Raw genomic sequence first — 24561 nt, forward strand, 5'->3', positions numbered from 1 at the left:
TTTACATGAGCGACATGGTCAACTTTTGGGTTGACATTTACATGTAGCTTTAAGCAGAGCCAAAGAAAAATTATTTATAAATGTTCCAACTTTATCTGAAGACAACATTCACAAATTAGTTGGATTTGATGTGATTAAACTAGAATCATGATGTATTCTATGAAGATTAAGCTTTAGAGTAATCATTATTTATAAATGTTATTTCATTAAATTAGTTAAATTTTTTTCCGGTCAATTATGAAAAATCCTTTATTGGGGTAGAGTCAATAAGTTCGTATTCCGATTAATTTTGAAAAAATCACTAGAGCATATTATTGATTTAACAAGACCTCAGTCCGTAGGTTTATGACGAATTACATCTATGTTATTTTTCAATAATTTCCGAAATATGTTCATAATTTTCCGGAAAAGTGCTTTTTTTGAAGGGCCTCTTTATCTTGGTTGAGGTAGTTCCCGAATAGATGAAGAGGTAATAAGAAAGCTGCTATTGGTTTGGTTGTTGAAATAGCGAATGCTTTGCTTCTATATGGAGCAAAGCATTTTTACTTGAAGTTTTTTTTGAAGGCTTTTACTAATGACCATTTGGTTTAAAAAGAATTGAATCCAACTTATCTAGAATGATTAAATTAAATACAGAACTTAATTAAGGGGGAAAATACACTTGGAAATTCATAAGTATATTAAATTTCTTCGAACAGCAATTAATAATGTTAAAGAAGTTTATTTTGGAAATCAGGATTGGATCGATTCTATGCTGAATGCTCATGAGATTGAATCGAAAAATCCAAAGCGTGAAGCGTTAATACCGTACTTGAGTATGCATCATGAGAGAGTTTTCTGCTATGAGCTTTATCACCAACTCCGTAAAGTCATGGAAGAAAACCAGCTGGAAGAGAAGGTGATCTTGCAAGCTGAGCTCCGAAAAAATCAAGTAGGGACTGAAATTGAACAATTATTCGGAATACAAAGCACGGATGGAGTATATTATCCTGACTTCTTAATCCATGAACCAGATACAATTGATAATCAAAACTTAATTATAGAAGTCAAAGCTAACCCGAGACTTACTAGTGAAGACATGATAAAGGATATATTGGGGTACCGCCAACATTTTGACATAAAACCCACGTTAAGACAATAAATGGAAAACAAAAAGCTGATTTCTCTAACGCTAAGAGAAGATCAGCTTATTTTTATGTCTTTAATGGACGTAGTTTATTTGAGTTAGGTGCCTTTTTTAAGTCAAATGTATATTCACCTAATAAGTTTATGTGTTCCCAACCTAATGGGGAAATGTGAGGTAATAATTCCTCTTTTAATAATCCTTTAGCTTTTAATATCTTCGTAGCTTCTGTAAGGTAAACTGTATTCCAAACTGTTATAGCATTTATAAGAATATTTAAGGCACTAGCCCGTTGAAGTTGATCTTGCAATCCTCTTTCCCTTAACTCTCCACGTTTCCCAAAGAATAAGGCTCTTGCTAATCCATTCATTGCTTCTCCCTTATTTAATCCTCTTTGGACACGTCGACGTAATGTTTCATTAGAAATATAGTCTAATATAAAGATTGTTTTTTCAATTCTGCCCATTTCACGTAATGCTGTTGCCATTTTATTTTGACGGGAATAGGATCCTAACTTTCCTAAAATTAGAGAAGCTGATACTTTTCCTTCTCGTATAGAATGTGCTAATCGTAAGACATCATCATAGTTATCTATAATGACTTTAATGTTGATTTTTCCTCGCAGTATGCTTTCAATCTTTGAATAATGATTAGATTTATTCATATTATAAAGTTTAGAGTCGGATAGATCCCTCATTCTAGGAGCAAAACGAAAACCTAGTATATGACTTAATCCAAAGTCTTGATCTGTATAACCAGCCGTATCTGTATAATGTTCTTCAATAGATAATTCTGATTCATGATGAAGCAACCCATCTATAACATGGATGGCATCCCGAGCGTTAGTGTTAATAACCTTTGTATAAAAAGAAGAAAATTGATCGCTCGTGAACCTATAGATAGTAGTGCCTTTCCCAGTTCCGTAATGCGGGTTAGCATCAGCATGAAGAGAAGAGACTCCAACTTGTACACGCATCCCATCCGAAGAAGAAGTGCTCCCATCTCCCCAATGTTTTGACAAAGGAAGGTGATGTTGAAAATTAACCAAAGTAGCTTGAGCTTTACTTAGAGAATCCTCATGTAATCGCCACTGAGCTGCATTAGCCAACTGGTGATAGGTAATTCCTGGTGTTGCTTCAGCCATTTTGGTAAGCCCAATATTGGTCCCCATTGCCATAATCGCAGCCATTACAATAGATTTTTCATCTCCCTTAGGAGGTCGATTATTAGATGCATGAGTAAGGTGTTCATCAAACCCTGTCCAATTGGAAACTTCAATCAATAAGTCCGTAAGTTTTACTCGAGGTAACATGTTATATAAAGCTTGACTAAGGGATTTTGCCTCTTCTGGTGTGTCTTTCTCTAATCGATCTAACTGTATCCTTGACTTATCAATACTTATTCCTTCGAGAGAATCTAAGTTTTTCAAAATATAATCTAATCTATTATTTAAAGATTCATTTCTCTCTATTAAATATTCATTGACAGACATACCAACGGCTAATCTATTGATTGTAGTTTTAGTTTTATCCCACACTTCTTTGGAGACCAAGTATTCCTCAAAATCTTTATGTAATCGACTTCCGACAACCCATATATCTCCTGAACGAATATGGTTTTTCAATTCGGTTAATGCTGCTAATTCATAATACTTGCGATTAATATTTCCATCCTCATCATATACATGCTTTTGCCATCTTTTTGGTACAAAATCCAATGGTGCACCTTCAGGAACATGACGTTTCTTGTTTTCGTTCATTTCACGCAAGACATTTAGAGCACACAATAAGGGTTTAGCAGCTTGAGTTGTATGGAATTCCAATTTATTGAGAAGTACCGGTGTATACTTTCTAAGGTATGTGAACCGGTTAACTAATAAATCTAAGTAATCGTAGTCCTTAGGACGAGCTAAACGTTTAGCTTCTTCTATAGAATCAACAATTTTTTCCCAAGGCATTATTTTCTCTAACACTTCAAATGGATTTAGCCCTTCATTTCGTGCTTTTACTAAAGCTTCTCCAATGTCTGCAAAGTGCAATATTTTTTCATTGATAGATTTCCCATTCTGCTTTTGCAGTTCCTCTTGTGCTTTTCTACCCTTTGACTGTAAGATCATGATTTGGCGGTCATGAATTTCTATAGCTTGATCGATTAGATCCTGACTAAGAGTTAAAAGATGAGCTACAAGAATTGCATATCTTTTATTTTCTTTAAATCTTCGAAAAGAATGAGGTTCATATCGGATACCTAACCTAGCAAGCTGAAGTAACCTATTGGAATGAATGTGTTCCATCCCTGTTAAAAGATTTAATAAACGGATATATTCTAATCTTTCGATTACTTTTAAAAAAGCATCTGGTGATGTTTGACCTGGTATTTCCCTAAGCCATCCAAGCTTAGTTTTTGATTTATCTGAAGGAGTATCAATTAGTTTCTCCAATTGCTGTTTTTGCCATTGAGATAACGGTTTATAGAGTGAATTATATACTTTTTCCTCTGCCCTTCGCCGTGTTTCCCATACTAACCTTTCAATCGTAGTCATAGCAGGTAAGATGATTTTTCGCTTTCTCATTTCATCTAAAGTCATCCTTATTAGGAATAAGGCATTTCCATTTTCAATTGCATGGGGTAATAAAGCCTGTGAAATAATCCGATATGACTGTGCGGAAAAATTAGAAAAACCATAATGCTTTCGTATTTCTTCCATATGTTCATGTTTCGTTTGCTCTCGTTCAGAATATAGCTTAAATTCACTTGTATCTACTTGTAACTGTTTAGCAACATAGTTTATCACCTTATCAGGAATGTTCTTGATGTCTGAAAGAGACCAACCAGGGTAACGAAAAAGACAGATTTGAATAGCGAATCCCAATCGATTATGATCTCTTCTTCTACGTCTTATTACCTCAATATCATCTTGTGTAAGGGTATAGTAATGCGCTAATTCCCAATTACTTAAAGTATAAGGGATCATCAAGAAATCCTTTCTTTGATCAGGTGTAAGTAGTTCTCTTGCTCTTAAATACACAGGAAAATCCCCCTAATCCTACCTCAAGGTTTAAATTTTTTCCAAAGCTCGATACAACACTGATTTACTAACACCCGTCATATCCGTAATTTCTTTGATGCTATATTGTTTAGATGAATGTAGCTTTAAAGCACGTTCCACCAACTTAGGGTCTTTGGAAGGTCTTCCTCCGTTTCGACCTCTCATTCTGGCAGATTGTAATCCTGATTTTGTACGTTCACTGATAATATCTCGTTCTAATTCAGCGATACTCGCCATTGTTCGGAAGAAAAAACGTCCCATAGCTGTAGAAGTATCAATACTATCCTGTATGGAAATAAAATTGACCTTTTTTTCTTCAAAGGTTTCAGCCAACTCGATAAGGTGCTTTGTGGATCTTGAAATACGATCCAATTTATAAACCACCACAGAATCGCCTTCACTTATCGCTTTCAGGAGTTGCTCTAATTCTGGGCGTTCTTTTTTCGTTCCCGTCATTTTTTCTTTGTAAATAACAGCTGCGCCTGCTTTCTCTAATGCGTCAATTTGAAGATCTAAATTTTGATCTTGTGTAGAAACACGAGCATATCCAAATATTTTCCCCATTATATTCCCTCCTACGGAATAATTATTCCCTAATTCGGATTCTAAGTCAATTTCAGGGAAGATGATAAAGGGATGGGTTTAGGGATTAGGAAACAAGAAAAATTAAGTGAATTATAGATAGGTAGAGTTTTTCCCTGAAACGTTCGTTTAAGGGACTTGCCTTCATCAATTTACAATAGGTTCCATTATTGAATAGAAGAATGTCTCATAAATTAACGAAGATGATTGAGCCCTGACTAAGAGCAATTAGAAGTCCTTCTCGTTAAGAAGGTTATAAAATGTAGCAAATTGAACACGGATGGGACAGATCAAAGTTTTTTTGAGAGTAAAAAGGGAAAAGTTACAAAAAATAAAAACATTATTAATAAAAAAGGAGATGAATGATATGTCAGATACAAATCAAATGCCACGGGAAGAAGGAATAGATCATAGCTTGAGCCTTATGAGAGAAGGATATATGTACATTTTGAACAGACGTCAAAGTTTTAATTCTAATGTTTTTGAGACTCGATTACTTGGAAAGAAAGCTATCTGCATGGTAGGAAAAGATGCTGCAGAAGTTTTTTATGACACTGAGAAATTCAAAAGAAAAGATGCAGCACCAAACCGGGCGGTTCAAACATTATTCGGGAAGAATGGTGTTCAGGCGTTAGATGGACAAGATCATAAACATCGGAAGGAAATGTTTATGTCCATCATGTCTCCAGAAGGAATTCAAAGTCTAACAAACATTACAAAAAAACAGTGGGAGACAGCAATAAATAAATGGGAACAGATTGATGAAATTATTCTTTATGAAGAAGTAAAAGAAATCCTATGCAGAACAGCCTGCCAGTGGGCAGGCGTCCCGTTGGAAGAAGACGATGTTAAGGAAATAACAAAAGACTTGGCTGCGATGTTCGAGTCTCCGGCTGCAGTTGGCCCAAATCATTGGTTAGGGAGAAATGCACGGAATAAAGTAGAAAATTGGATTGGTAAGTTGATTGATAAGGTGCGTAATGGGGAAATAAATCCTCCAGAAGATACAGCTTTAAATAGGTTTGCCTGGCATCGCGATTTAGAAGGGAATATTCTGGATACTAAGACTGCTGCTGTGGAAGTGATCAATATCTTGAGACCTATTGTGGCGATCGCGATATTCATCAATTTCAGTGCTCTGGCATTGCATCATTTTCCAGAAGAAAAGGAGAAACTTGAATCCCATGATGACAAATATGCTCAGATGTTTGTACAGGAAGTTCGCCGTTTTTATCCGTTTTTTCCGTTTGTCGTAGCATTGGTAAAAAAAGATTTCACCTGGAACGGCTATAAATTTGAAGAAGGCACATTAACTTTACTGGATCTTTATGGCACAAATCACGACCCTGAAATTTGGGGGAATCCTGATGTTTTCAGTCCTGATAGGTTTGCTAAATGGGAAGGAAGCCCATTTGGCTTCATTCCGCAAGGTGGTGGTGATTACTTTATGGGTCATCGCTGTGCTGGAGAGTGGGTCACGATTGAAGTCATGAAAGTAAGTCTTGATTATCTAGCCAACCAAATGGAATATGAAGTTCCTAACCAGGATTTAAGTTACAGCATGGTGAGCATACCAAGTATTCCCCACAGCAAAGTAGTGCTAAAGAATGTTAAACGAAAGTTATAATTACAGATAATTAGCCTATTAAGTTCGCCTTGAGACGAACAAGCTAAAAAAAAATTAATTTCTTAATCTTCGGAAATTAGTTTAAAATCCCTAATATTAATTGGAGAGTCAAAAAAAAAAAGTCCGATTTTTTTCTCTAACAAAGAGAAAAATCGGGCTTTTTAAAGTGATAAACTCTTCAAGTGTTAAAATGCATTCTAATAATATTCCCTTTATTGTATACAACATAAAAAGGAAATTAAATTCAGTTATAAGAACATTTAATTACTGCAAACTAAAGAAAACCTTACTTTTTTTGTAAATTATATTCAAACATATATTTGACTATTTGTTTTGGTTAAATTATAATTATATTCAAATGAATATTTGATTGATATGAGGTGGAAAATTTGCAAAATGATGCATGTGAAGTTACGTGTATAGATCAAGAAAAAGTCAAAAGAGGTAAAAATGAACTACTCCAACAAAATCCTTTGGAAGTAGCCAAAATTTTTAAAGCATTATCGGATGATACGAGGATTAAGATTGCGTATGTTCTCTCTTTAGAAGATGAATTGTGTGTATGTGATGTAGCGAATATTGTTGGTGCTACAACTGCCACAACTTCTCATCATTTGAGGTTACTTAAAAACCTTGGATTAGCTAAATATCGAAAAGAAGGTAAGCTAGTCTACTATTCATTAGATGATGATTATGTAAAGCAACTAATAAAGGTTGCATTTGCACACCAGAAGGAGGTTGTTAAAATTGGCTGAAGCAAAAGCATTAGAGGCTGAAAAAAATGTTTATCGGGTTCAGGGGTTTACATGTGCAAATTGTGCAGGGAAGTTTGAAAATAATGTAAAAAAACTTCCGGGAGTACAGGATGCAAAAGTTAATTTTGGAGCATCTAAGATATCTGTTTACGGTGATGCCACGATTGAAGAGCTAGAAAAAGCAGGTGCATTCGAGAATCTTAAAGTGGCTCCTGAAAAACCAAGGCGAGAAGCTAAACTAGAGGTTAACGAGGACAAAAACGTATACCGTGTTGAAGGATTTACATGCGCAAACTGTGCAGGGAAATTTGAGAATAATGTAAAACAGCTTGCTGGAGTTGAGGATGCAAAAGTAAATTTTGGCGCATCTAAAATTGCTGTATATGGTAATGCAACGATTGAAGAACTAGAAAAAGCAGGTGCATTTGAGAATCTTAAAGTGACTCCTGAGAAATCTACTCGCCAAGCTTCACAAGAGGTAAAAGAAGATACGAAAGAAGATAAAGTGCCGTTTTATAAAAAGCATAGTACTCTACTTTATGCTTCCTTATTGATTGCCTTTGGTTACCTTTCCTCGTATGTGAATGGAGAAGAGAACATTGTTACTACCTTATTGTTTTTAGCATCCATGTTTATCGGAGGATTATCACTTTTTAAAGTGGGTTTGCAAAACTTACTACGTTTTGAATTTGATATGAAAACCCTTATGACAGTGGCTGTTATAGGTGGTGCTATTATTGGAGAATGGGCAGAAGTTGCCATTGTTGTTATTCTCTTTGCAATCAGTGAAGCACTTGAGCGATTCTCTATGGATAGAGCAAGACAATCGATTCGTTCATTAATGGATATCGCTCCTAAAGAGGCACTTGTTAGACGTAATGGACAAGAAATAATGATTCATGTTGATGATATTGCTGTTGGGGATATCATGATTGTAAAACCAGGTCAAAAGATTGCGATGGATGGTGTAGTTGTAAGTGGATACTCTGCCGTTAACCAAGCAGCTATTACAGGTGAATCAGTCCCTGTTGAGAAAACGGTGGATGATGAAGTATTTGCAGGTACCTTAAATGAAGAAGGATTACTTGAAGTAAAAATAACGAAACTTGTAGAAGATACAACGATTTCTAAAATTATTCATCTTGTAGAGGAAGCACAAGGAGAACGCGCTCCTTCCCAGGCATTTGTTGATAAATTCGCAAAATATTACACACCGATCATTATGATCATTGCAGCATTAGTTGCTATAGTCCCTCCTTTATTCTTTGATGGCAGTTGGGAAACATGGGTTTATCAAGGATTAGCTGTTCTTGTTGTTGGTTGTCCTTGTGCGTTGGTCATATCGACTCCTATTTCTATTGTTTCAGCGATTGGAAATGCTGCGAAAAAAGGTGTCCTTGTAAAAGGAGGAGTGTATTTAGAAGAAATGGGTGCCTTAAAGGCTATTGCATTTGATAAAACAGGTACCTTAACAAAAGGGGTCCCAGCTGTAACTGATTATAATGTGTTGAACAAACAGATAAATGAAAAAGAATTACTATCCATTATTACTGCATTGGAGTATCGTTCTCAGCATCCTCTTGCTTCAGCCATCATGAAAAAAGCAGAAGAAGAAAACATTACTTATTCTGACGTACAGGTAGAGGATTTCTCTTCTATCACAGGAAAGGGTATAAAGGGTATTGTAAACGGGACGACTTATTATATCGGTAGCCCGAAACTCTTTAAGGAATTATTGACTACTGATTTCGATAAAGACTTTGAGCAAAATGTTACTACTCTTCAAAATCAAGGTAAGACAGCCATGATTATTGGAACCGAAAAAGAAATACTTGCAGTTATTGCAGTTGCTGATGAAGTTCGTGAATCAAGTAAGGAAATTATTCAAAAATTACATCAACTTGGAATCAAAAAAACAATTATGCTTACAGGTGATAACAAAGGTACTGCTAATGCTATCGGAGGGCAGGTTGGAGTATCTGATATAGAGGCAGAATTAATGCCACAGGACAAATTAGACTTTATTAAACAGTTGAGATCCGAGTATGGCAACGTAGCTATGGTAGGGGATGGTGTCAATGATGCACCTGCATTGGCGGCCTCAACAGTAGGCATTGCAATGGGTGGAGCTGGTACAGACACAGCCTTAGAAACTGCAGACGTCGCTCTAATGGGAGACGATTTAAGAAAACTTCCATTCACTGTAAAACTTAGCCGAAAAACTCTTAATATAATCAAAGCTAACATTACTTTTGCAATTGCAATTAAATTTATTGCCTTACTATTGGTTATCCCAGGTTGGTTAACGCTCTGGATTGCCATTCTTTCCGATATGGGCGCAACCCTTCTGGTAGCGCTAAATGGTTTGAGGCTAATGAGAGTGAAAGAATAAAGGGAAAAGGGTTAAAAAGGGCTTTCCAAACAGATTGGAAAGCCCTTTTTTCTAAAATGGTCTCATTACATAGTATAACTTCTAAATATCCAGCCTAATTAAAAATGGAAAGATTGGGTATAAGTAATACATCAGCATTTATATTGCATATTGGTATCCAAATGAAACGAAACACTCTCATACTTTTCTTTTCATTCTTTATAAAAATCGAAGGAGGAAACTGAAATGACTGTTGAAGGAAAAAGGGATGTAGATTTGTTAGTTATTGGTGCAGGATCAGGAGGTTATGTAGCTGCCATACGTGCTGCTCAGTTAGGAAAAAAAGTGGTTTTGGTGGATAAAGCAGAATTAGGAGGGGTTTGCCTTAACCGTGGCTGTATACCTTCAAAGGCTCTTATTAGTGCTTCTGAACGAGTAAAACACATAAAACACGCCAACTCAATGGGAATAAAGGTTTCTGGTGAAGTTGAAGTAGAGATGCCAGAAGTAGTGAAGTGGAAGGACGGTATTGTGAATAAACTAACGAATGGAGTTCGTACTTTACTGAAAGGCAATGGAGTAGAAGTCATTAGTGGGGAAGCTTATCTCACTGAACCCTATGTTGCCAAAATCAAATTTGGTAACGAAGAACAATTCTTTTCATACAAAGACTTAATCCTTGCGATAGGATCTTTACCAACTGAGTTAAAAAGTATGCCATTTGATAGAAAAAGAATCATCTCTTCAACTGAGGCATTGATGCTTCAAGAAGTGCCAAAACATTTAGTTGTAGTAGGTGGTGGTTATATCGGTTTGGAGTTGGGAACTGCTTATGCTAAATTTGGAGCCAAAGTAACAATTCTTGAGGGAACAGATACAATTCTTCCAGGTACGGACCCTATGCTTACAAATGTAGTAAAACGTCATTTAAAGGAACTTGGTATTACAGTTATAACGAATGCTTTAGTCCAAGGCGGAGAAAATACAGGCGATGAAATAAAAGTTGAAGTTCAGGTTAATGGAAAGGAAGAAACAATTAAAGGGGATTATTGCTTAGTTTCTATTGGAAGAAAACCAAACACAGGAAAAATTGGATTGGAGAATATCGGGGTTGAATTAGACCAACGCGGTTTTATTAAGATAAATGATAAATGCCAAACAAATGTTGAACATGTATATGCGATCGGGGACTGTGCTGGTGGTTACCTCCTTGCTCATAAAGCTAGTTATGAAGGTAAGATAGCTGCAGAGGTAATAAGTGGGCTAAAAAGTGTGATTGATTTTCAGGCAATGCCTTTTGTTATTTTCAGCGATCCGGAAGTAGCTTATACAGGTTTAACGGAGAAGGAAGCAAAGGAAGAAGGTTATGAAACAGTTTCTAGTCGTTTTCCATTCCAAGCTAACGGCAGAGCTTTATCTGTGTCTGATGCTGATGGTTTTGTACAAGTTGTGGCGGAAAAGGAATCTAATCGGGTGTTAGGTGTACAAATGGTAGGTCCAGAAGTATCATCTCTTATTGCTGAAGCTGTTTTTGCAATTGAGTCAGGGGCAACTGCAGAAGATCTCAGCCTTACAATTCATGCACACCCAACTTTACCTGAACCACTCATGGAAGCAGCTGAAGGAGTTATGGGACATGCTATTCATATGCTGAATAAAAAATAATTCGAACAGTTAGAGCATATTTAATTTAACTGGCCTGCACAACCATAAGTGCAGGTCGAATTATTTATACTAATGGAGTGACGATTAATGGAAATCATTTTTTATGTAATAACGGCAGCTTTACCTAATGTTTTGGGCGGTTTTGTTATTTTTCTTAAGAAAAATTGGTCCAGAAGAAGTTTATATGCTCTAATGGCTTTAAGTTCCGGATTACTTTTCTCAATTGCAATTATGGATCTAGTACCAGAAGCTTTAGAAATAATGGAATCAAGTTCAATCTATATCATTTTAGGTTTTGGTATCATATTTTTATTTCAACAGCTGGTATCATCTCATTTTCATTTTGGAGAAGAGACACATCAATCTCAAACCCATACTACAATGTATGGTGCATTAATAGGCATGATAATACACACTTTTTTTGATGGTTTATCAATTGTAGCTAGTTTTGCAATAAACAGCGGATTAGGTTTTGTCGTATTAATTGCCGTCCTACTACATAAGATACCTGATGGTTTAACTATATCTTCCATTGTATTTACAAGCTTGAAAAGCAAAAAGAAAGCTATCGGAGCAGCTGGTTTATTAGGTTTATCTACCATAGTGGGGGCTACCGCAGCTTTGTTTCTAACAGAACTCGTTTCTTTACAAAGTAGCATTCTTGCCATTTCGCTTTCATTAACTGCAGGTATATTTTTATACATAGCTTTAACTGATTTATTACCTGTTGTAAATGCGACAGAGGATAGGCCTATTATTCTTTTCTTTTTCGGGGGGATTTTTTTAAATTTTGGGCTTCATTGGATGTTTGAGCAATTAGCTCCTCATATCCACTAGCATGAAAAGACGTAAATATTGTGTAAGGGAATAGGAAACTGTTTTTTTATTTATAAAAAAAGAAAGAGCTTGGACCTTTATGTAGCCCATGCTCTTTCTTTTGGTTGTTATTCCTACCAACAATCGTCATACATAGAATAGTTTTGGTTCTGGTAGTTATTCGTGGTACTTTCATTTGAATTTGCCTGTCCTGTATTTAAATTCTTTGAAGTTGAGGTTTCATGCTGGATATTATTTTGATGTTTATTCATGAAAGAATTCATCATTTCAGAACAATAATCCATCATCTGTTGCCAATTTCCATTCCCATTCCCTTGACTAGGAGTACTGTTTGAATGTGCAAGAGCAGCAGTGCCAATACCTAGAAATAAAGCAATAGCTACTAAAGACGTAAGTAACTTTTTCATACTTCCACCCTCCTTTATCCTCATTATACCCATATATATAAAATACGAAAACAGGGAGATTGAAATTTACAAAAATTCAAAAAAAGATAAAGAGCTTTCTTTATAAGTAAAAGAACTTTTTGAACAAACACTGAGTTTTATCTATATACATACTTTAGAAAGAGCGCTCGTATGAAAAGGAGAGTAAAAAAATGTATTATTATCCTAATCAATGGTATCAATATCCATATGTTTATCGATTAGAAGAGCAAGAGGAACAAGAATGGGAAATTGAGAAAAAATTTATGGATGATATGAGGAAAATGATGTATCAACAATTGCTGATGCAAAAGGAAATATTAGAAAAGATCCATCATATTGAAAGGAGATTATGTAATTTAGAAAGAAAGTATAAAGGCCTTTCATAAAACAGGTTACTCCTTTTTCACCAAAAAAAATTCTATAGGTGTAGCTCTAAACAAGTTACACCAACAGAATTTTTTAACCTTCGAATTGATAAAGAGGTGTGCTTAAATATCTTTCTCCATTACTTGGAATAATCGAAACAACTTTTTTTCCTTTACCAAGCTTCTCAGCTGTTTTCAAGGCCGCATATATGGCAGCTCCTGAAGAAATTCCACAAAGAATCCCTTCTTCTTTTGCTACCAGACGTGATGTTTCAAAAGCCTGTTCATTCTCAACAGTAACTATCTCATCATAAATTTCAGTATTTAAAACTTCTGGTATGAACCCTGCACCAATTCCTTGAATATTATGAGGTCCTGGCTTACCGCCAGAAAGCACTGGGGAAGTTACTGGCTCAACAGCTACAATATGAACATTTGGATACTTTCCCTTCAGTACCTGACCAGCCCCTGTAATCGTACCTCCTGTACCAATACCAGAAACAAAGGCATCGATTCCACCAATTTCTTCTGCTTGTCTAAGAAGCTCTCGTCCCGTTTGTTCTCGATGGATTTTTGGATTAGCAGGATTATTAAACTGTTGTGGCACAAAATACTTTGGATTTTCCTCTAATAACTCTTGAGCTTTTCGAATTGCTCCCCCCATACCTTCTGGTCCAGGAGTTAAAACAAGCTCGGCACCATAGGCACGGAGTAAATTTCGACGTTCTACACTCATGGTTTCTGGCATGACGATAATCGTTTTATATCCTTTTGCTGCAGCTACCATCGCCAACCCAATTCCTGTATTTCCACTAGTAGGTTCAACAATAGTACTTCCAGATGCTAATGTTCCATCTTGTTCAGCAGCTTCAATCATAGCTAAAGCAATACGATCCTTCACACTGCTTCCTGGGTTAAAATATTCAAGCTTCAAAAAAATATCTGCATGATCAGGATTTACAGCACGATTAAGTTTAACAAGCGGAGTATTTCCAATTAGTTCTGCAATTGAATTGGCTACTTTCATTAAAATCTCCTCCAAATACTAGTAATTGTTGTATAGGCTTATCTACCACTGCCCTTCACAGTGATATGGCTTATCTTTCCTATAAGGGCGATAGCTTTTTCATTACCACTCCATATCACAACCGTCATTCACGTATTGTCTATGACTTAGTTCAACTTTACTTGCATTTTGCTCATTATTATTTTTCGTACTGAGCATATCGTTTAGGGCTTGTCCATAGGCATGCATTTCCTTCATAAATGGTAGTCTACGATCGAACATTGAGACTATCTCTTTTATCCACTCCTTTCGGAAGGATGATAAAAAAATTAAAAGCTCTTTCCTGAAGGATTTTACGGAATAATCACATAAAGAAAACCACACTTCATTTCAATAATAAAATAATCGTTTAATCATTAAAGTTATTTTGCAATTTCTTTAAGGATCGAATGAGGTATGGATTTGTGTCTATAATCTAGGATAGATTTTTTTGTGTTTTAGATTCTCTATAAGTACTTATCATTAACAAAATAACTCCACTAACTAAAAATACATCCGCAGTATTAAAAATTGGATAATTAATAAATGTAACTTCGAACATATCTGTTACTTCCCCAAAAATTAAACGGTCTAAAACGTTTCCCATTGCACCTCCTATAAAAAAGCCAAAGGCTATTCGTGTTAGGTTATCAGAGACTTTACGAGAATAAAAAAGGCCAATAACTATAACAATAATTGCAATGCTAATTAAGAATATTTTTTGTCCCGAAAAAATTCCCCAGGCAGCACCCGCATTGCGATGAGATGTTAATTGAAAAACACCATTGATAAGTGGAATGGATTGTCCGTAATCCATAAAATTTCGAACCAAATGTTTACATAATTGATCAATACTTACTGTGAGAATAATGATCCAATACAAAATTGTCACCTCGGAGTTCTATTTTCCATAAAGAATTGTATTAAATACTTTTTAAAAGTATAGGGGATTTATCAGTAAAATGATCTTAAACCATTACGGTAAATTTAGAATTTAATTATTTTCAAAATTTACGAAGTGAGACCACAGGTTAGAAAATATATTATTTTCTACCATGATATAAAAACCTAATCCTATAAACACAATTGGAATAACCCATCGGCCGTATTTCTCAAGTGTTTCAGACACATATCTGAATCTAGCTAGACGATAGCCGATTAAACACCAGACAGCAACCATTATAAAGAAGGTAACAACTGTAATAACCAGTTGGTTGTTATTTAAAGTAGAAAAGAACGGAACATAAATTCCAATATTGTCTCCACCATTGGCAAATGTGATAAAGGCAACACTTAAATAGAACTTATTAAATTTATTTAAACTGGAAAGAATAGCACCTTCATCTTCATCTTCACCCTTTATAAACAGTCTAACTCCTAAGTAGATCGGGATTAGTCCTAATAAACCTACCCACTGCTCAGGAATGAGTGTTACTCCAAATGTTGCTAATATACTGATTAAAACTAAAAGTGCAAAACCAAGATATTGGCCAATGACTATATCTCTAGGGTAAATACGGTTTCCATTCGGCTGCATGTTAACCGTTCGGCCATTACTTGCTTTAGCTTGTGAACTTGCCTGAGAGAACAGCAACATCAAGACAAAAATATCATCGATATTGGTTACTATAAAAGACCCTAAAGCAGAGAGAATGGGTAAAATTAAATTCATAAAAAAACTCCTTTTTAAAAAATTACATAAACAGAATAAAAGATATTTAATTATATTAGTTTGTTACACCTCTATTATTCCCCTTTGTCTTCATGTAATGATTACAATTTTCACTTAGTATGTTCCTAGAATGAGTTGTTTAGGTGCAAACATTGAAAGTTTTATTCAAATAATTGTTTGAATATATTGTGCTTTTAGATTAAAATTATTAACGTAAAATGTCAACATTAAAGTGTTGGTTTGAATGATATAAAAAGGAGAGTAAAATGAAAAATAAAAGAACCAGAACTATTGTACGTATTAGTCTTCTATTTCTTATGGCTTTAGCAGTAGCCTATACGCTTTATCAAAACTTTTTTTCTGAAAAAATACGGGTTCAAGCAGGGGATCAAGCACCTGACTTTATTCTTGAGGATATGAACGGTAACAACGTTCAACTTTCTGATTTAAAAGGAAAAGGAGTTTTTCTTAACTTTTGGGGTACTTGGTGCAAGCCTTGTGAAAAGGAAATGCCTTATATGGAAAGACAATATAGCCATTTTAAGAATCTTGGTGTAGAGATATTAGCAGTAAATATTGCAGAAAGTGATATTGCAATTGAATCGTTTGTAGATAGGCATGGGCTTACATTCCCAATACTTAAAGATAAAGATAGTGCAGTAACGGAAGCATATGACATAACCCCGATTCCTACAACATTTTTAATCGATAAGAATGGTAAAGTGTTAAAAGTGATCACAGGAAGTATGACCGAAAGTGACATAGCAAACTATATGGAACTCATTAAGCCATAGTAATAATAAACAGTTAGGTGGTATCTTTTTGGAACAACTAAATTTATTTCTTGCATTCGGTGCAGGTCTTTTATCATTTATTTCACCTTGTTCACTTCCTTTGTATCCAGCTTTTCTTTCCTATATTACAGGAGTGTCCGTAAATGATCTAAAAAAAGAAAAAGGTATTTTACGAAGGAAAGCTTTCATCCATACCATTCTGTTTTTAGTAGGATTTTCAATCATCTTTTTAGCCTTGGGGCTTTCTACTTCTTTTATCGGTACCTTCTTTATGGATTATCAAGATCTACTAAGACAACTTGGAGCTATTGTGATGGTGTTTTTTGGTTTAGTTTTAACAGGGATTCTTAAATTTGATTTCCTACTTTCTGATAAGAAAATTCATTTTCAAAAGAGACCTTCAGGTTATATAGGATCGATTTTGATTGGAATTGGTTTTGCTGCTGGATGGACTCCTTGTTCAGGTCCAATCCTTGCAGGAGTTATTGCGTTAGGTGTCTCAGATCCAGGAAAAGGTCTACTATACATGGTTTTCTACGTCTTAGGTTTTTCCATTCCATTTTTATTAATGTCTTTATTTATTGATAAGATGACTTTTCTAAAGAAACATAGTGCAATTTTTATGTCTTTAGGAGGTATTTTGATGATTGTGATGGGAGTACTATTGTACTTTAATATGATGACAAAAATTATTGCAGTCTTAACAAGTTTGTTCGGAGGGTTTACTGGATTTTAAGGGAGGATTGGATTAGAAAGGTAAACTAAAAATATATTTTAGAGTTAAATCGTAAGGAGTTTTAGAATGAAACTTGTCAAATGCGAATGTGGTCACTCTATTACTTATGGAACTGTTCTTTGTGAATCCTGTGGACGAACTATCGGTAACAGGAATAATGACGTTTCTGAAATGCTATTGGATATGAGATACGATGGAGGGGCAAGACGCTCACAAACATATAAAAAGTCACTTACCGATAAAATTTGGAACTTTTTCTCATCCGTTAAAGTAGGGGTTTGGATAATTGTTCTTCTTTTAGCTGCTTCTGCGATTGGAACAATTTTTCCTCAAGAGATGTATATTTCTCCAACCGTTGTTCCACAGGATTTTTATAAAGATGAATATGGATTTCTCGGACAAATGTATTATGAATTAGGTTTTCACAATCTGTATAGTTCATGGTGGTATTTTTTATTAATTGCAGCTCTTGGGATATCACTCGTTATCGCAAGTTTGGACCGGTTAATTCCATTGTATCGCGCTTTGAAAAAACAAGGGATTACACGTCATGAAAGCTTCTTGCGCAGACAACGTCTATTCAGTGAAACAAAAGTCGAAGATAACCTTGATGAACAACTGGTTTTTATAATATCCAACTTGGAGAAAAAGCGTTATCAAGTACGTGAAGAAAATGGTGATTTGCTAGCAGAAAAATATCGATTTTCAAGGTGGGGACCTTATGTGAACCATGTTGGACTCATTATCTTCCTCATTGGAGGAATGCTGCGATTTGTGCCGGGGATGTATGTAGACGAAATGCTTTGGATTCGTGATGGTGAAACAGCTACTATCCCAGGAACCAATGGAAAATACTATTTAAGCAGTGACAAGTTTATTATGGAAACCTATCAAAAAAATCAAGAAGATGATGTTTTTGCAAATACTCTTTCTCGAGTCGGAGATGGAAATGTCGTTAAAAACTTCCAAACAAACGTGGCTTTGTATGAACGGAAAGGAGAAATCGTTCACGGGGCAGAACCTGAACTTGAAAAGATAAAAGATCAACAAATCAGAGTTAATTATCCCTTAAAACACGATTCATATGCACTTTATCAAACCTCTTATAAATTAAATGAACTAAATAAGTTTAATTTTAGTTTAGTAGACAAAGAGACAGAAGAAAGTTTTGGCAAGATTACAGTTGATTTGTTAGAGCCAAAGAAGAAGTATGATTTAGGCAATGGGTATAAAGTTGAAATTGTGACTTATTTGCCAAACTTCTATTTCAATAGTGAAGGAGTACCAGATACAAAAAACCGAGTTCCTGATAATCCAGCATTTGTATTTAAAATGATATCTCCTGAGAGACCAGAAGGTGAAAAAAGCTTTGTCGCGATTCAAGAAACTTTTGAACCAAAAGAAGATAATCAATTGAAAATGAAATTTGAAGGCGTTCAAACGAAAAATTTGTCAGCTCTTACAGTTCGGAAAGATCATACATTATGGTTTCTTGGATTAGGCGGAGCTATTTTCATGATTGGAGTTATTCAAGGTATGTATTGGAATCATAGGCGTATATGGATTAGACGTAATGGTGATTGCATATTAATTGCTGGACATACAAATAAAAATTGGTACGGTATTCGAAAGGAAATAAACAGTATTTTAAAAGAAACCAACGTTCAAGAACTAACTGATCAAACGAACGAGAAAAGCAAAAATTTTCAGGGGGGAAAGATGTGGTAGCTCTTAGCAGTAACTTATTATATACAGCATTTTTACTATATCTAATTGCAACATTTCTTTTTGGAGGAGCAATTCGAGATAGGAGAAAGCAATACGAAAAGCCAAGTAAATGGGCTACAGTCGCAATAATTGTCACCATTTTAGGTTTTGTTGCACATCTAGGTTATTTTGCCACTAGATGGTTTGCTTCTGGACATGCACCGGTAAGCAATATGTTCGAATTTATAACGGCATTTTCTATGATGTTTGTTTTGGCATTCATCGTCCTTTACTTTTTATATAGAGTAGCCTTATTAGGTTTATTCACCTTACCAATTACATTATTAATTATTGCCTATGCAAGCATGTTCCCAACAGACATTTCTCCATTAATACCAGCATTACAAACTGATTGGCTAGCTATCCATGTAACAACAACGGCACTAGGTTCAGCTATTTTGGCCAGTAGTTTCATTGCAGGGGTCATTTATTTACTTCGTTCTGTTGATCAGACGAAACGCTCAAAAGGGACTTTTTGGCTTGAAGTTGTCATGTTCACGATTGTGGCGACACTTGCTTTTGTATTGATTACAAGTATTTTCAGAGGAATGGAGTATGAAGCCATCTACAAATGGGTTGATAAAAATGATCAAGAGGTTGAAATGACATATAATCTACCTTCAATTGTAGGGCCAAATCAAGGGGAATTACTTACAAAAGGTAAAATGGAAGCTTTTGTTGAGGTACCAGCGATCATCGAAGCAGGAAAATTAAACACAATCATTTGGTCTGTTGTTACAGGTCTATTATTATACGGGATTCTAAGACTGATTTTAAGAAAAAGAATGGCTGCAGCGCTTCAGCCGTTAACAAAAAATATCAAACTTGATTTAGTTGATGAAATTGGATACAGATCAGTTACAATTGGTTTTCCAATATTCACCTTAGGTGCTCTCATTTTTGCGATGATCTGGGCTCAAATCGCTTGGACGCGTTTTTGGGGATGGGATCCTAAGGAAGTATGGGCTTTAATTACCTGGTTATTTTATGCTGCCTATTTACACCTACGTTTATCGAAAGGTTGGCATGGTGAAAAATCAGCATGGCTTGGAGTTATAGGTTTTGCAATTATTATGTTCAACTTAATTTTCGTTAATCTAATAATTGCTGGTTTACACTCATATGCGTAAAGAAATTAATTAGAGGATAATTTTATTTAAAAATAAAAGTTTACTATAAAAAAATCTAAATTCATTTTTATCCATGTCTTGGAGGGGTGAATAATTTTGTAGATCCCCTCCAACTATGTAAAACAACAGTATTCTTATAAATTTGTTACAAATATATCCATTTTCTCCCTATTCAACTCTTCTTATGGTGAAAAGAGAGTAGAACCATCGACTTAAAAATTTCATCATCGATATAATAAAATGCTAATTTACCTTCCTTTCTATAGTTGGCTACACCTGAGCGTTTTAAAAACCGTAAATGATAAGAAGCTGTAGCAATAGAGGATTGAATAATATTAGCTACATCGCAAACGCAAAGTTCCCCTTCTATAGCCAATGAAAGAATAATCTTTAATCGTGTCTCATCAGCAAGAAGTTTAAATTTTTTTGATAGATGAAGTGTACTTTTAGAACTTAACAAATCTTGTAACCTTGATACTTTTATAGGGTCATAACAATAGATCTCACATTCATCTTTTAGAGTATCTTTTATATTTTTATCAACTAATGACAATTTTCCCACCTCTTTAAAAATATGTGATTAGCTTATAATGAGCAAACTTTAATGTCAACATTCAAATATTTACTTGAATAAAGAAGCGAAGCGTTTCATATTCTTTTATGTCACAAATCGTAAGATTCACGTGTTACTTTATATTAGCTCTTAACAAAAGTCGCGTAAGAGTAATCCAAAAATCATAAGTTATTTATTATACATGAAGGGGTGCATGTTTAATGGGTAAAAACAAGAAAGGCGAGTATATCCCTGCATTAAGATACCATTGGATGACTCGATTTTATGATCCGTTAATTCAATGGGGAATGCAAGAAAAAAAGTTTAAAACGCATTTAGTTAAGCAAGCAACCCTCCAACCAAAGGAAACGATAATGGATTTAGCTTGCGGTACAGGTACACTTGCTCTTTTAATACAGCAATTACAGCCTGGTGTGCAAGTAATTGGGGTTGATGCTGATCCTGAAATATTATCAATTGCTAAGGAGAAAATTAAAGAAACTCAAGTTAATAATATCACCTTTGAGGAAGGGTTTTCTGATAAACTTCCCTTTTCCAATAATTCATTTCATCACATATTTACAAGTTTATTTATTCATCATTTAACATTGGAAATGAAAATGAAAACATTTGAAGAAGTTTATCGGACACTCAAATCTGGTGGTCAATTCCATATTATTGATTTTGAAAAGCCACAAAATTGGTTGATGCGTGTTGCATTTTTTCCTATTCAATTTTTAGATGGGTTTAAAACAACTTCAAATCATGTTAAAGGGATTATCCCTATCCTATTAAAAGAAACTGGATTTGTTTTAATTGAAGAAACTGGACAATTTTCAACCATCACGGGCACACTAAGGGCATATAAAGCTTTTAAGCCTTAAGCTGTTTGATTTTTTATCAGACTTCTTTCATATTTAGTACCTGTATTTTTAAATGTCCATTTTATTGTAAAAAAGTAAATAGTACTGATAATAAAATTTTAAAAACAGAGAGATGGGAATAACATACATGGAGAATATTTCACCTTTAAAAGCAGTTATGGATATCTGGAAGGTTAAACGAGGCAAACCAAAAGACATTCTCTCTCGGCAACAATCTCGTTTAGCTGATCTTATTAGATTTACACGATCAAACTCTCCATATTACGCACAAAAATACAGCGAGTTGCCTGAACAGATTACAAGCTTAGAGCAAATCCCACCAGTCACGAAATCAGAACTCATGTCCAATTTTAATGATTGGGTGACTGACCCAGAAGTAACCATCGAAAGTGTGAAAGAATTTGTGTCAGATATGTCATTAGTTGGACAACTTTATTTAGGACGCTATATGGTTTCGACCACTTCAGGGTCGACCGGGGTACCAGGAATCTTTATTCAGGATAAAGGTTCAGATACGATCATGAAAACATTGATGGCGATTCGTGGAACAACAAAATTGAAATGGAGTGACATATTGAAAGTTGCAGCCAAAGGTGGACGAAATGCGGCGGTATGCTCTACAGCTGGACATTTTACAGCATTCTCCACTGCTGAACGCCTACGCTTAAAACGGCCATCAAACGGAAAAATAAGAGCTTTTTCTATCCAATCCCCTCTTTCCCAACTTGTGAAAGATTTGAATGAATATCAACCATGTATAATTGGGGGTTATGCAACAGCGATGGAAATTCTAGCAGAAGAACAAAAAGAGGGTCGGTTAACTATTCATCCTGTGGCGATCCTTTTGGGTGGAGAAAAGTTATATTCAAATGTTCGTGCGAAACTCGAATCTGTTTTCCAAGCTCGTGTTCTAGATCTTTACGGTGGTACAGAAGCAACAGCCATGACTTTCGAATGCGAAGAAGGTCACTTTCATGTAAATACCGATTGGATCATATTTGAGCCGGTAGATGAAAATTATCAACCTGTATCACCAGGAAAGCAATCTCATTCAGTTCTAATTACAAATCTAGCCAATAGAATTCAGCCCCTTATTCGTTATGAACTGACAGACCGTGTCACTGTGTCTCCGGAACCATGCAAATGCGGAAGACCATTCCCAGTCGTACAAGTTGAAGGGCGAACCGATGACATTTTAAAATTCTCTGCTCCGAACGGACAAGTCGTCAATATCCTGCCCTTGGCTCTGAAAACCATTGTCGAGGAAATAACAGGAGTAAGACGTTTCCAACTGATTCAAACGGCACCGGATCAATTAACAGTACGTATAGAAGTGGACGAGGGTAATCCAAGAGATCAAGTTTGGGAAAATGTTAGAGAAGCCCTTTTAGATTACTTTGCAACACAGGGGCTAACTACCATTTCAATAGAAAAAACTGATGAGTTACCACAAAGGAACCCTAAAAGTGGCAAGTACCAGCATGTTTGGATTGATTATCATGAATAACAAAATGGTAATGTATCTGGATTTATACAGAGAATAAAACGACTAGAATAGTTACTAATAAGCCGATGATTCCTTAGCGTAGGAATCATCGGCTTATTTTATGTCGAAATTTGCTTAGCGTGGGTTTTATGTCAAAATGTTGGTGGTACCCCATATTGAAAATTGATCAATTCATACACAGATATCAATATAAAAAAGGAATTTTTTTGGCAATAAATATTAGTGAAGAACGACGCAAGCAGCTTACAACAAATGCTCATTTACTAAAATGTCTAAAAGAAAAAACTATATGTAAAAATGAAATTCTACTTATGTTTAGAGAATCATCTACGAAGTCGACTATCTCTATCAATCTATCAAGATTGTTGGAATGAACAATTTTATTAATTTAAAGTAAGGTACACTGAGGATTACCCTATTTTATTAATCAAGAATAGAGGTTCTTTAACAAAAAAGGTTAGATTTTCCTACCGGTGTTTGATATAATTTAAGGTATTAAGACAATTTTCCGTTTCTTACTCATGCTAGAGAGAACAATTATAATATAATTGTAGTAATAATTTTGTGAGTAAAATTGGGAAACTATAATTTTGAAAAGCGGAAGCACCGCAATCAGAGGATTCTCTGCATTGTGGTGTTTTTTTCTTTTCTTTAATAATCCTTTATACTTAATTTAAAGGAAATGAAAGGAAGTGTTTAAACCTAATTTCCTATATCGCCCATATTTTAGGAGGTTGTTATTAATGAAAAAAATTGTATTTGTAGGAGCGGTTACGGCAGCGTTAAGTTTAGGAGCTGTTATGCCATTTGAAAGTTCAGGTCTGATAAACCCTAATAAGGTAGAGGCAAGTGTTCTTGCTACTCCATTACCAGTTGATCTGCCACTGGAATATGTTTCAGGTGTAGATGAATACGGTTCAAAAGTGAGCCAGTATAAGATTGATATTGGAAATCGAACTGGTACTTTGTTGTTGAAAATGTATATGACTGATAAGTATCCAAAGGGATTTGCAGATACTTTATATGCGGATGTAAAAAAAATGCGAGCCTCAGGATTCTTCTTGATGGATTCTAATTCAGCTTTAAATCCAGGAGATGCTAAGGGCTTAATTGGCTTTGATCGTTATAGCCCTGTATATGGCGATACCTCAGTGTTGCCAACTCTAAAATATACTTCTGGTTTTCAAAATGTTGGAACTAATAAAAAGGGTGAAGGTTTTATAGCCTTAGGAGTTTACATTAAAAACAAAGTAAACAATGGTGTTTATTACCTAGATACACCAAATATGGCTAGTGGACACTGGAATGTAAAGGCCTATTTTTACGATAATGTTAATGTTGAAAAGCAAGTTTTTAATGAAGTAAATCGTTATTTTCCTCTTCTAGATAAAGTAAGATGGGGTGTTGCTGAACTCAAAAACAATCAAATCGGCAGATTGACAATGTTAAAAAATACTCCCCTTTTAAAGGAGACAGATGGAAAGTTTGAGACAGCACGTACCTTAAAGAAAGGGGAACAGTATCGTATTTATGGTTATAAAGAAATTAATGGAAAAGGTTATTATGCTGTAGGTGGAGGTCATTTCGTTGAAACGAATCCTAATTTAGCAAAATATGAAACCCCGGCTAAGAATAAATTGAGATTGGTGAAAATTTTACATGAGGAGTAAT

The 24561-nt window shown here is 35.1% G+C and carries 21 protein-coding genes; 14 read left to right on the top strand and 7 right to left on the bottom strand.

The genetic code is table 11. From position 1 onward, the window contains the following. The first annotated feature begins 661 nt into the window (after positions 1-661). On the top strand, positions 662-1141 hold the full coding sequence (locus PBF_RS21190; RefSeq protein ID WP_035332642.1) for a hypothetical protein: 480 nt from the start codon (positions 662-664) through the stop codon (positions 1139-1141). Positions 1142-1193: 52 nt separating this feature from the next. Here the strand turns inward: PBF_RS21190 and PBF_RS21195 are convergent, their stop codons facing one another. Next, a complete protein-coding gene (locus PBF_RS21195) occupies positions 1194-4151 on the bottom strand; it encodes a Tn3 family transposase (RefSeq protein ID WP_035332643.1) in 2958 nt (985 codons plus the stop codon). 30 nt (positions 4152-4181) lie between these two features. Beyond that, positions 4182-4736: a recombinase family protein gene (locus PBF_RS21200; RefSeq protein WP_035332644.1), complete on the bottom strand. Its 555-nt coding sequence runs from the start codon at positions 4734-4736 to the stop codon at positions 4182-4184. Positions 4737-5121: 385 nt separating this feature from the next. Between PBF_RS21200 and PBF_RS21205 the strand changes: the two genes are divergently transcribed. The 5 genes from PBF_RS21205 (at position 5122) to PBF_RS21225 (ending at position 12009) form a co-directional block, all read left to right on the top strand. Beyond that, complete coding sequence (locus PBF_RS21205; protein ID WP_035332645.1) at positions 5122-6381, top strand: cytochrome P450; 1260 nt, start codon at positions 5122-5124, stop codon at positions 6379-6381. Positions 6382-6770: 389 nt separating this feature from the next. After that, entirely contained in the window at positions 6771-7136 is a 366-nt protein-coding gene (locus tag PBF_RS21210; RefSeq protein ID WP_035332646.1) for an ArsR/SmtB family transcription factor, read from the top strand. After that, positions 7129-9528, top strand: coding sequence for a heavy metal translocating P-type ATPase (locus PBF_RS21215; protein ID WP_035332647.1), 2400 nt, complete (start codon positions 7129-7131; stop codon positions 9526-9528). Before PBF_RS21210 ends, PBF_RS21215 begins: the two co-directional genes overlap by 8 nt. Before the next feature lie 225 nt (positions 9529-9753). Continuing rightward, positions 9754-11172 (top strand): dihydrolipoyl dehydrogenase, encoded by a 1419-nt coding sequence (gene lpdA, locus PBF_RS21220; RefSeq protein ID WP_035332648.1) that lies wholly within the window; start codon positions 9754-9756, stop codon positions 11170-11172. Between the two features lie 87 nt (positions 11173-11259). Continuing rightward, positions 11260-12009, top strand: coding sequence for a ZIP family metal transporter (locus PBF_RS21225; RefSeq protein ID WP_035332649.1), 750 nt, complete (start codon positions 11260-11262; stop codon positions 12007-12009). Positions 12010-12122: 113 nt separating this feature from the next. On the opposite strand, the gene PBF_RS21230 is transcribed toward PBF_RS21225, so the two are convergent. Then, positions 12123-12416, bottom strand: a complete 294-nt coding sequence (locus tag PBF_RS21230) for a hypothetical protein (RefSeq protein WP_035332650.1) — start codon at positions 12414-12416, stop codon at positions 12123-12125. A gap of 191 nt (positions 12417-12607) precedes the next feature. Between PBF_RS21230 and PBF_RS21235 the strand changes: the two genes are divergently transcribed. Beyond that, positions 12608-12823 carry a hypothetical protein gene (locus tag PBF_RS21235; RefSeq protein ID WP_033695626.1) on the top strand — a complete coding sequence of 72 codons (216 nt, stop codon included), beginning with the start codon at positions 12608-12610 and terminating at the stop codon, positions 12821-12823. A 73-nt stretch (positions 12824-12896) separates the two neighbouring features. Here PBF_RS21235 and cysK read toward each other — a convergent pair whose 3' ends face one another. The 3 genes from cysK to PBF_RS21250 form a co-directional block, all read right to left on the bottom strand. Then, positions 12897-13829 (bottom strand): cysteine synthase A, encoded by a 933-nt coding sequence (gene cysK / locus PBF_RS21240; protein ID WP_035332651.1) that lies wholly within the window; start codon positions 13827-13829, stop codon positions 12897-12899. Positions 13830-14283: 454 nt separating this feature from the next. Next, positions 14284-14739: a signal peptidase II gene (gene lspA, locus PBF_RS21245; protein ID WP_343299450.1), complete on the bottom strand. Its 456-nt coding sequence runs from the start codon at positions 14737-14739 to the stop codon at positions 14284-14286. 102 nt (positions 14740-14841) lie between these two features. Next, positions 14842-15519, bottom strand: a complete 678-nt coding sequence (locus PBF_RS21250; RefSeq protein ID WP_035332652.1) for a CadD family cadmium resistance transporter — start codon at positions 15517-15519, stop codon at positions 14842-14844. A 266-nt stretch (positions 15520-15785) separates the two neighbouring features. On the opposite strand from PBF_RS21250, the gene resA reads away from it, so the two are divergent. The 4 genes from resA (at position 15786) to ccsB (ending at position 19946) form a co-directional block, all read left to right on the top strand. Next, a complete protein-coding gene (gene resA, locus PBF_RS21255) occupies positions 15786-16313 on the top strand; it encodes a thiol-disulfide oxidoreductase ResA (RefSeq protein ID WP_035332653.1) in 528 nt (175 codons plus the stop codon). A 28-nt stretch (positions 16314-16341) separates the two neighbouring features. After that, positions 16342-17049 (top strand): cytochrome c biogenesis CcdA family protein, encoded by a 708-nt coding sequence (locus tag PBF_RS21260; RefSeq protein WP_035332654.1) that lies wholly within the window; start codon positions 16342-16344, stop codon positions 17047-17049. Positions 17050-17115: 66 nt separating this feature from the next. Beyond that, positions 17116-18777 (top strand): cytochrome c biogenesis protein ResB, encoded by a 1662-nt coding sequence (gene resB / locus PBF_RS21265; RefSeq protein ID WP_035332655.1) that lies wholly within the window; start codon positions 17116-17118, stop codon positions 18775-18777. Further along, complete coding sequence (gene ccsB, locus PBF_RS21270; RefSeq protein ID WP_035332656.1) at positions 18771-19946, top strand: c-type cytochrome biogenesis protein CcsB; 1176 nt, start codon at positions 18771-18773, stop codon at positions 19944-19946. The genes resB and ccsB overlap by 7 nt, the downstream gene beginning before the upstream one ends. A 172-nt stretch (positions 19947-20118) precedes the next feature. Here ccsB and PBF_RS21275 read toward each other — a convergent pair whose 3' ends face one another. After that, positions 20119-20499, bottom strand: coding sequence for an ArsR/SmtB family transcription factor (locus PBF_RS21275; RefSeq protein ID WP_081757339.1), 381 nt, complete (start codon positions 20497-20499; stop codon positions 20119-20121). Positions 20500-20720: 221 nt separating this feature from the next. Between PBF_RS21275 and PBF_RS21280 the strand changes: the two genes are divergently transcribed. The 3 genes from PBF_RS21280 to PBF_RS21295 all read left to right on the top strand — a co-directional run bounded on the left by PBF_RS21280 (position 20721) and on the right by PBF_RS21295 (position 24560). Beyond that, complete coding sequence (locus PBF_RS21280; RefSeq protein WP_035332657.1) at positions 20721-21383, top strand: class I SAM-dependent methyltransferase; 663 nt, start codon at positions 20721-20723, stop codon at positions 21381-21383. A gap of 127 nt (positions 21384-21510) precedes the next feature. Beyond that, positions 21511-22890, top strand: coding sequence for a phenylacetate--CoA ligase family protein (locus PBF_RS21285; RefSeq protein WP_035332658.1), 1380 nt, complete (start codon positions 21511-21513; stop codon positions 22888-22890). Between the two features lie 743 nt (positions 22891-23633). Then, positions 23634-24560: an SLAP domain-containing protein gene (locus tag PBF_RS21295; protein WP_035332660.1), complete on the top strand. Its 927-nt coding sequence runs from the start codon at positions 23634-23636 to the stop codon at positions 24558-24560. Position 24561 lies beyond the last annotated feature (1 nt).

The sequence above is a fragment of the Cytobacillus firmus DS1 genome, assembly GCF_000565285.1.
Lineage (GTDB): Bacteria > Bacillota > Bacilli > Bacillales > Cytobacillaceae > Cytobacillus > Cytobacillus firmus_A.

Coding starts and splice junctions, on each gene's coding strand:
- lpdA (WP_035332648.1), top strand. CDS start 9,754: ATGACTGTTGAAGGAAAAAGGGATGTAGATTTGTTAGTTATTGGTGCA.
- PBF_RS21235 (WP_033695626.1), top strand. CDS start 12,608: ATGTATTATTATCCTAATCAATGGTATCAATATCCATATGTTTATCGA.
- PBF_RS21200 (WP_035332644.1), bottom strand. CDS start 4,736: ATGGGGAAAATATTTGGATATGCTCGTGTTTCTACACAAGATCAAAAT.
- PBF_RS21230 (WP_035332650.1), bottom strand. CDS start 12,416: ATGAAAAAGTTACTTACGTCTTTAGTAGCTATTGCTTTATTTCTAGGT.
- PBF_RS21250 (WP_035332652.1), bottom strand. CDS start 15,519: ATGAATTTAATTTTACCCATTCTCTCTGCTTTAGGGTCTTTTATAGTA.
- PBF_RS21295 (WP_035332660.1), top strand. CDS start 23,634: ATGAAAAAAATTGTATTTGTAGGAGCGGTTACGGCAGCGTTAAGTTTA.
- resB (WP_035332655.1), top strand. CDS start 17,116: ATGAAACTTGTCAAATGCGAATGTGGTCACTCTATTACTTATGGAACT.
- PBF_RS21285 (WP_035332658.1), top strand. CDS start 21,511: ATGGAGAATATTTCACCTTTAAAAGCAGTTATGGATATCTGGAAGGTT.
- PBF_RS21280 (WP_035332657.1), top strand. CDS start 20,721: ATGGGTAAAAACAAGAAAGGCGAGTATATCCCTGCATTAAGATACCAT.
- PBF_RS21225 (WP_035332649.1), top strand. CDS start 11,260: ATGGAAATCATTTTTTATGTAATAACGGCAGCTTTACCTAATGTTTTG.
- cysK (WP_035332651.1), bottom strand. CDS start 13,829: ATGAAAGTAGCCAATTCAATTGCAGAACTAATTGGAAATACTCCGCTT.
- resA (WP_035332653.1), top strand. CDS start 15,786: ATGAAAAATAAAAGAACCAGAACTATTGTACGTATTAGTCTTCTATTT.
- PBF_RS21205 (WP_035332645.1), top strand. CDS start 5,122: ATGTCAGATACAAATCAAATGCCACGGGAAGAAGGAATAGATCATAGC.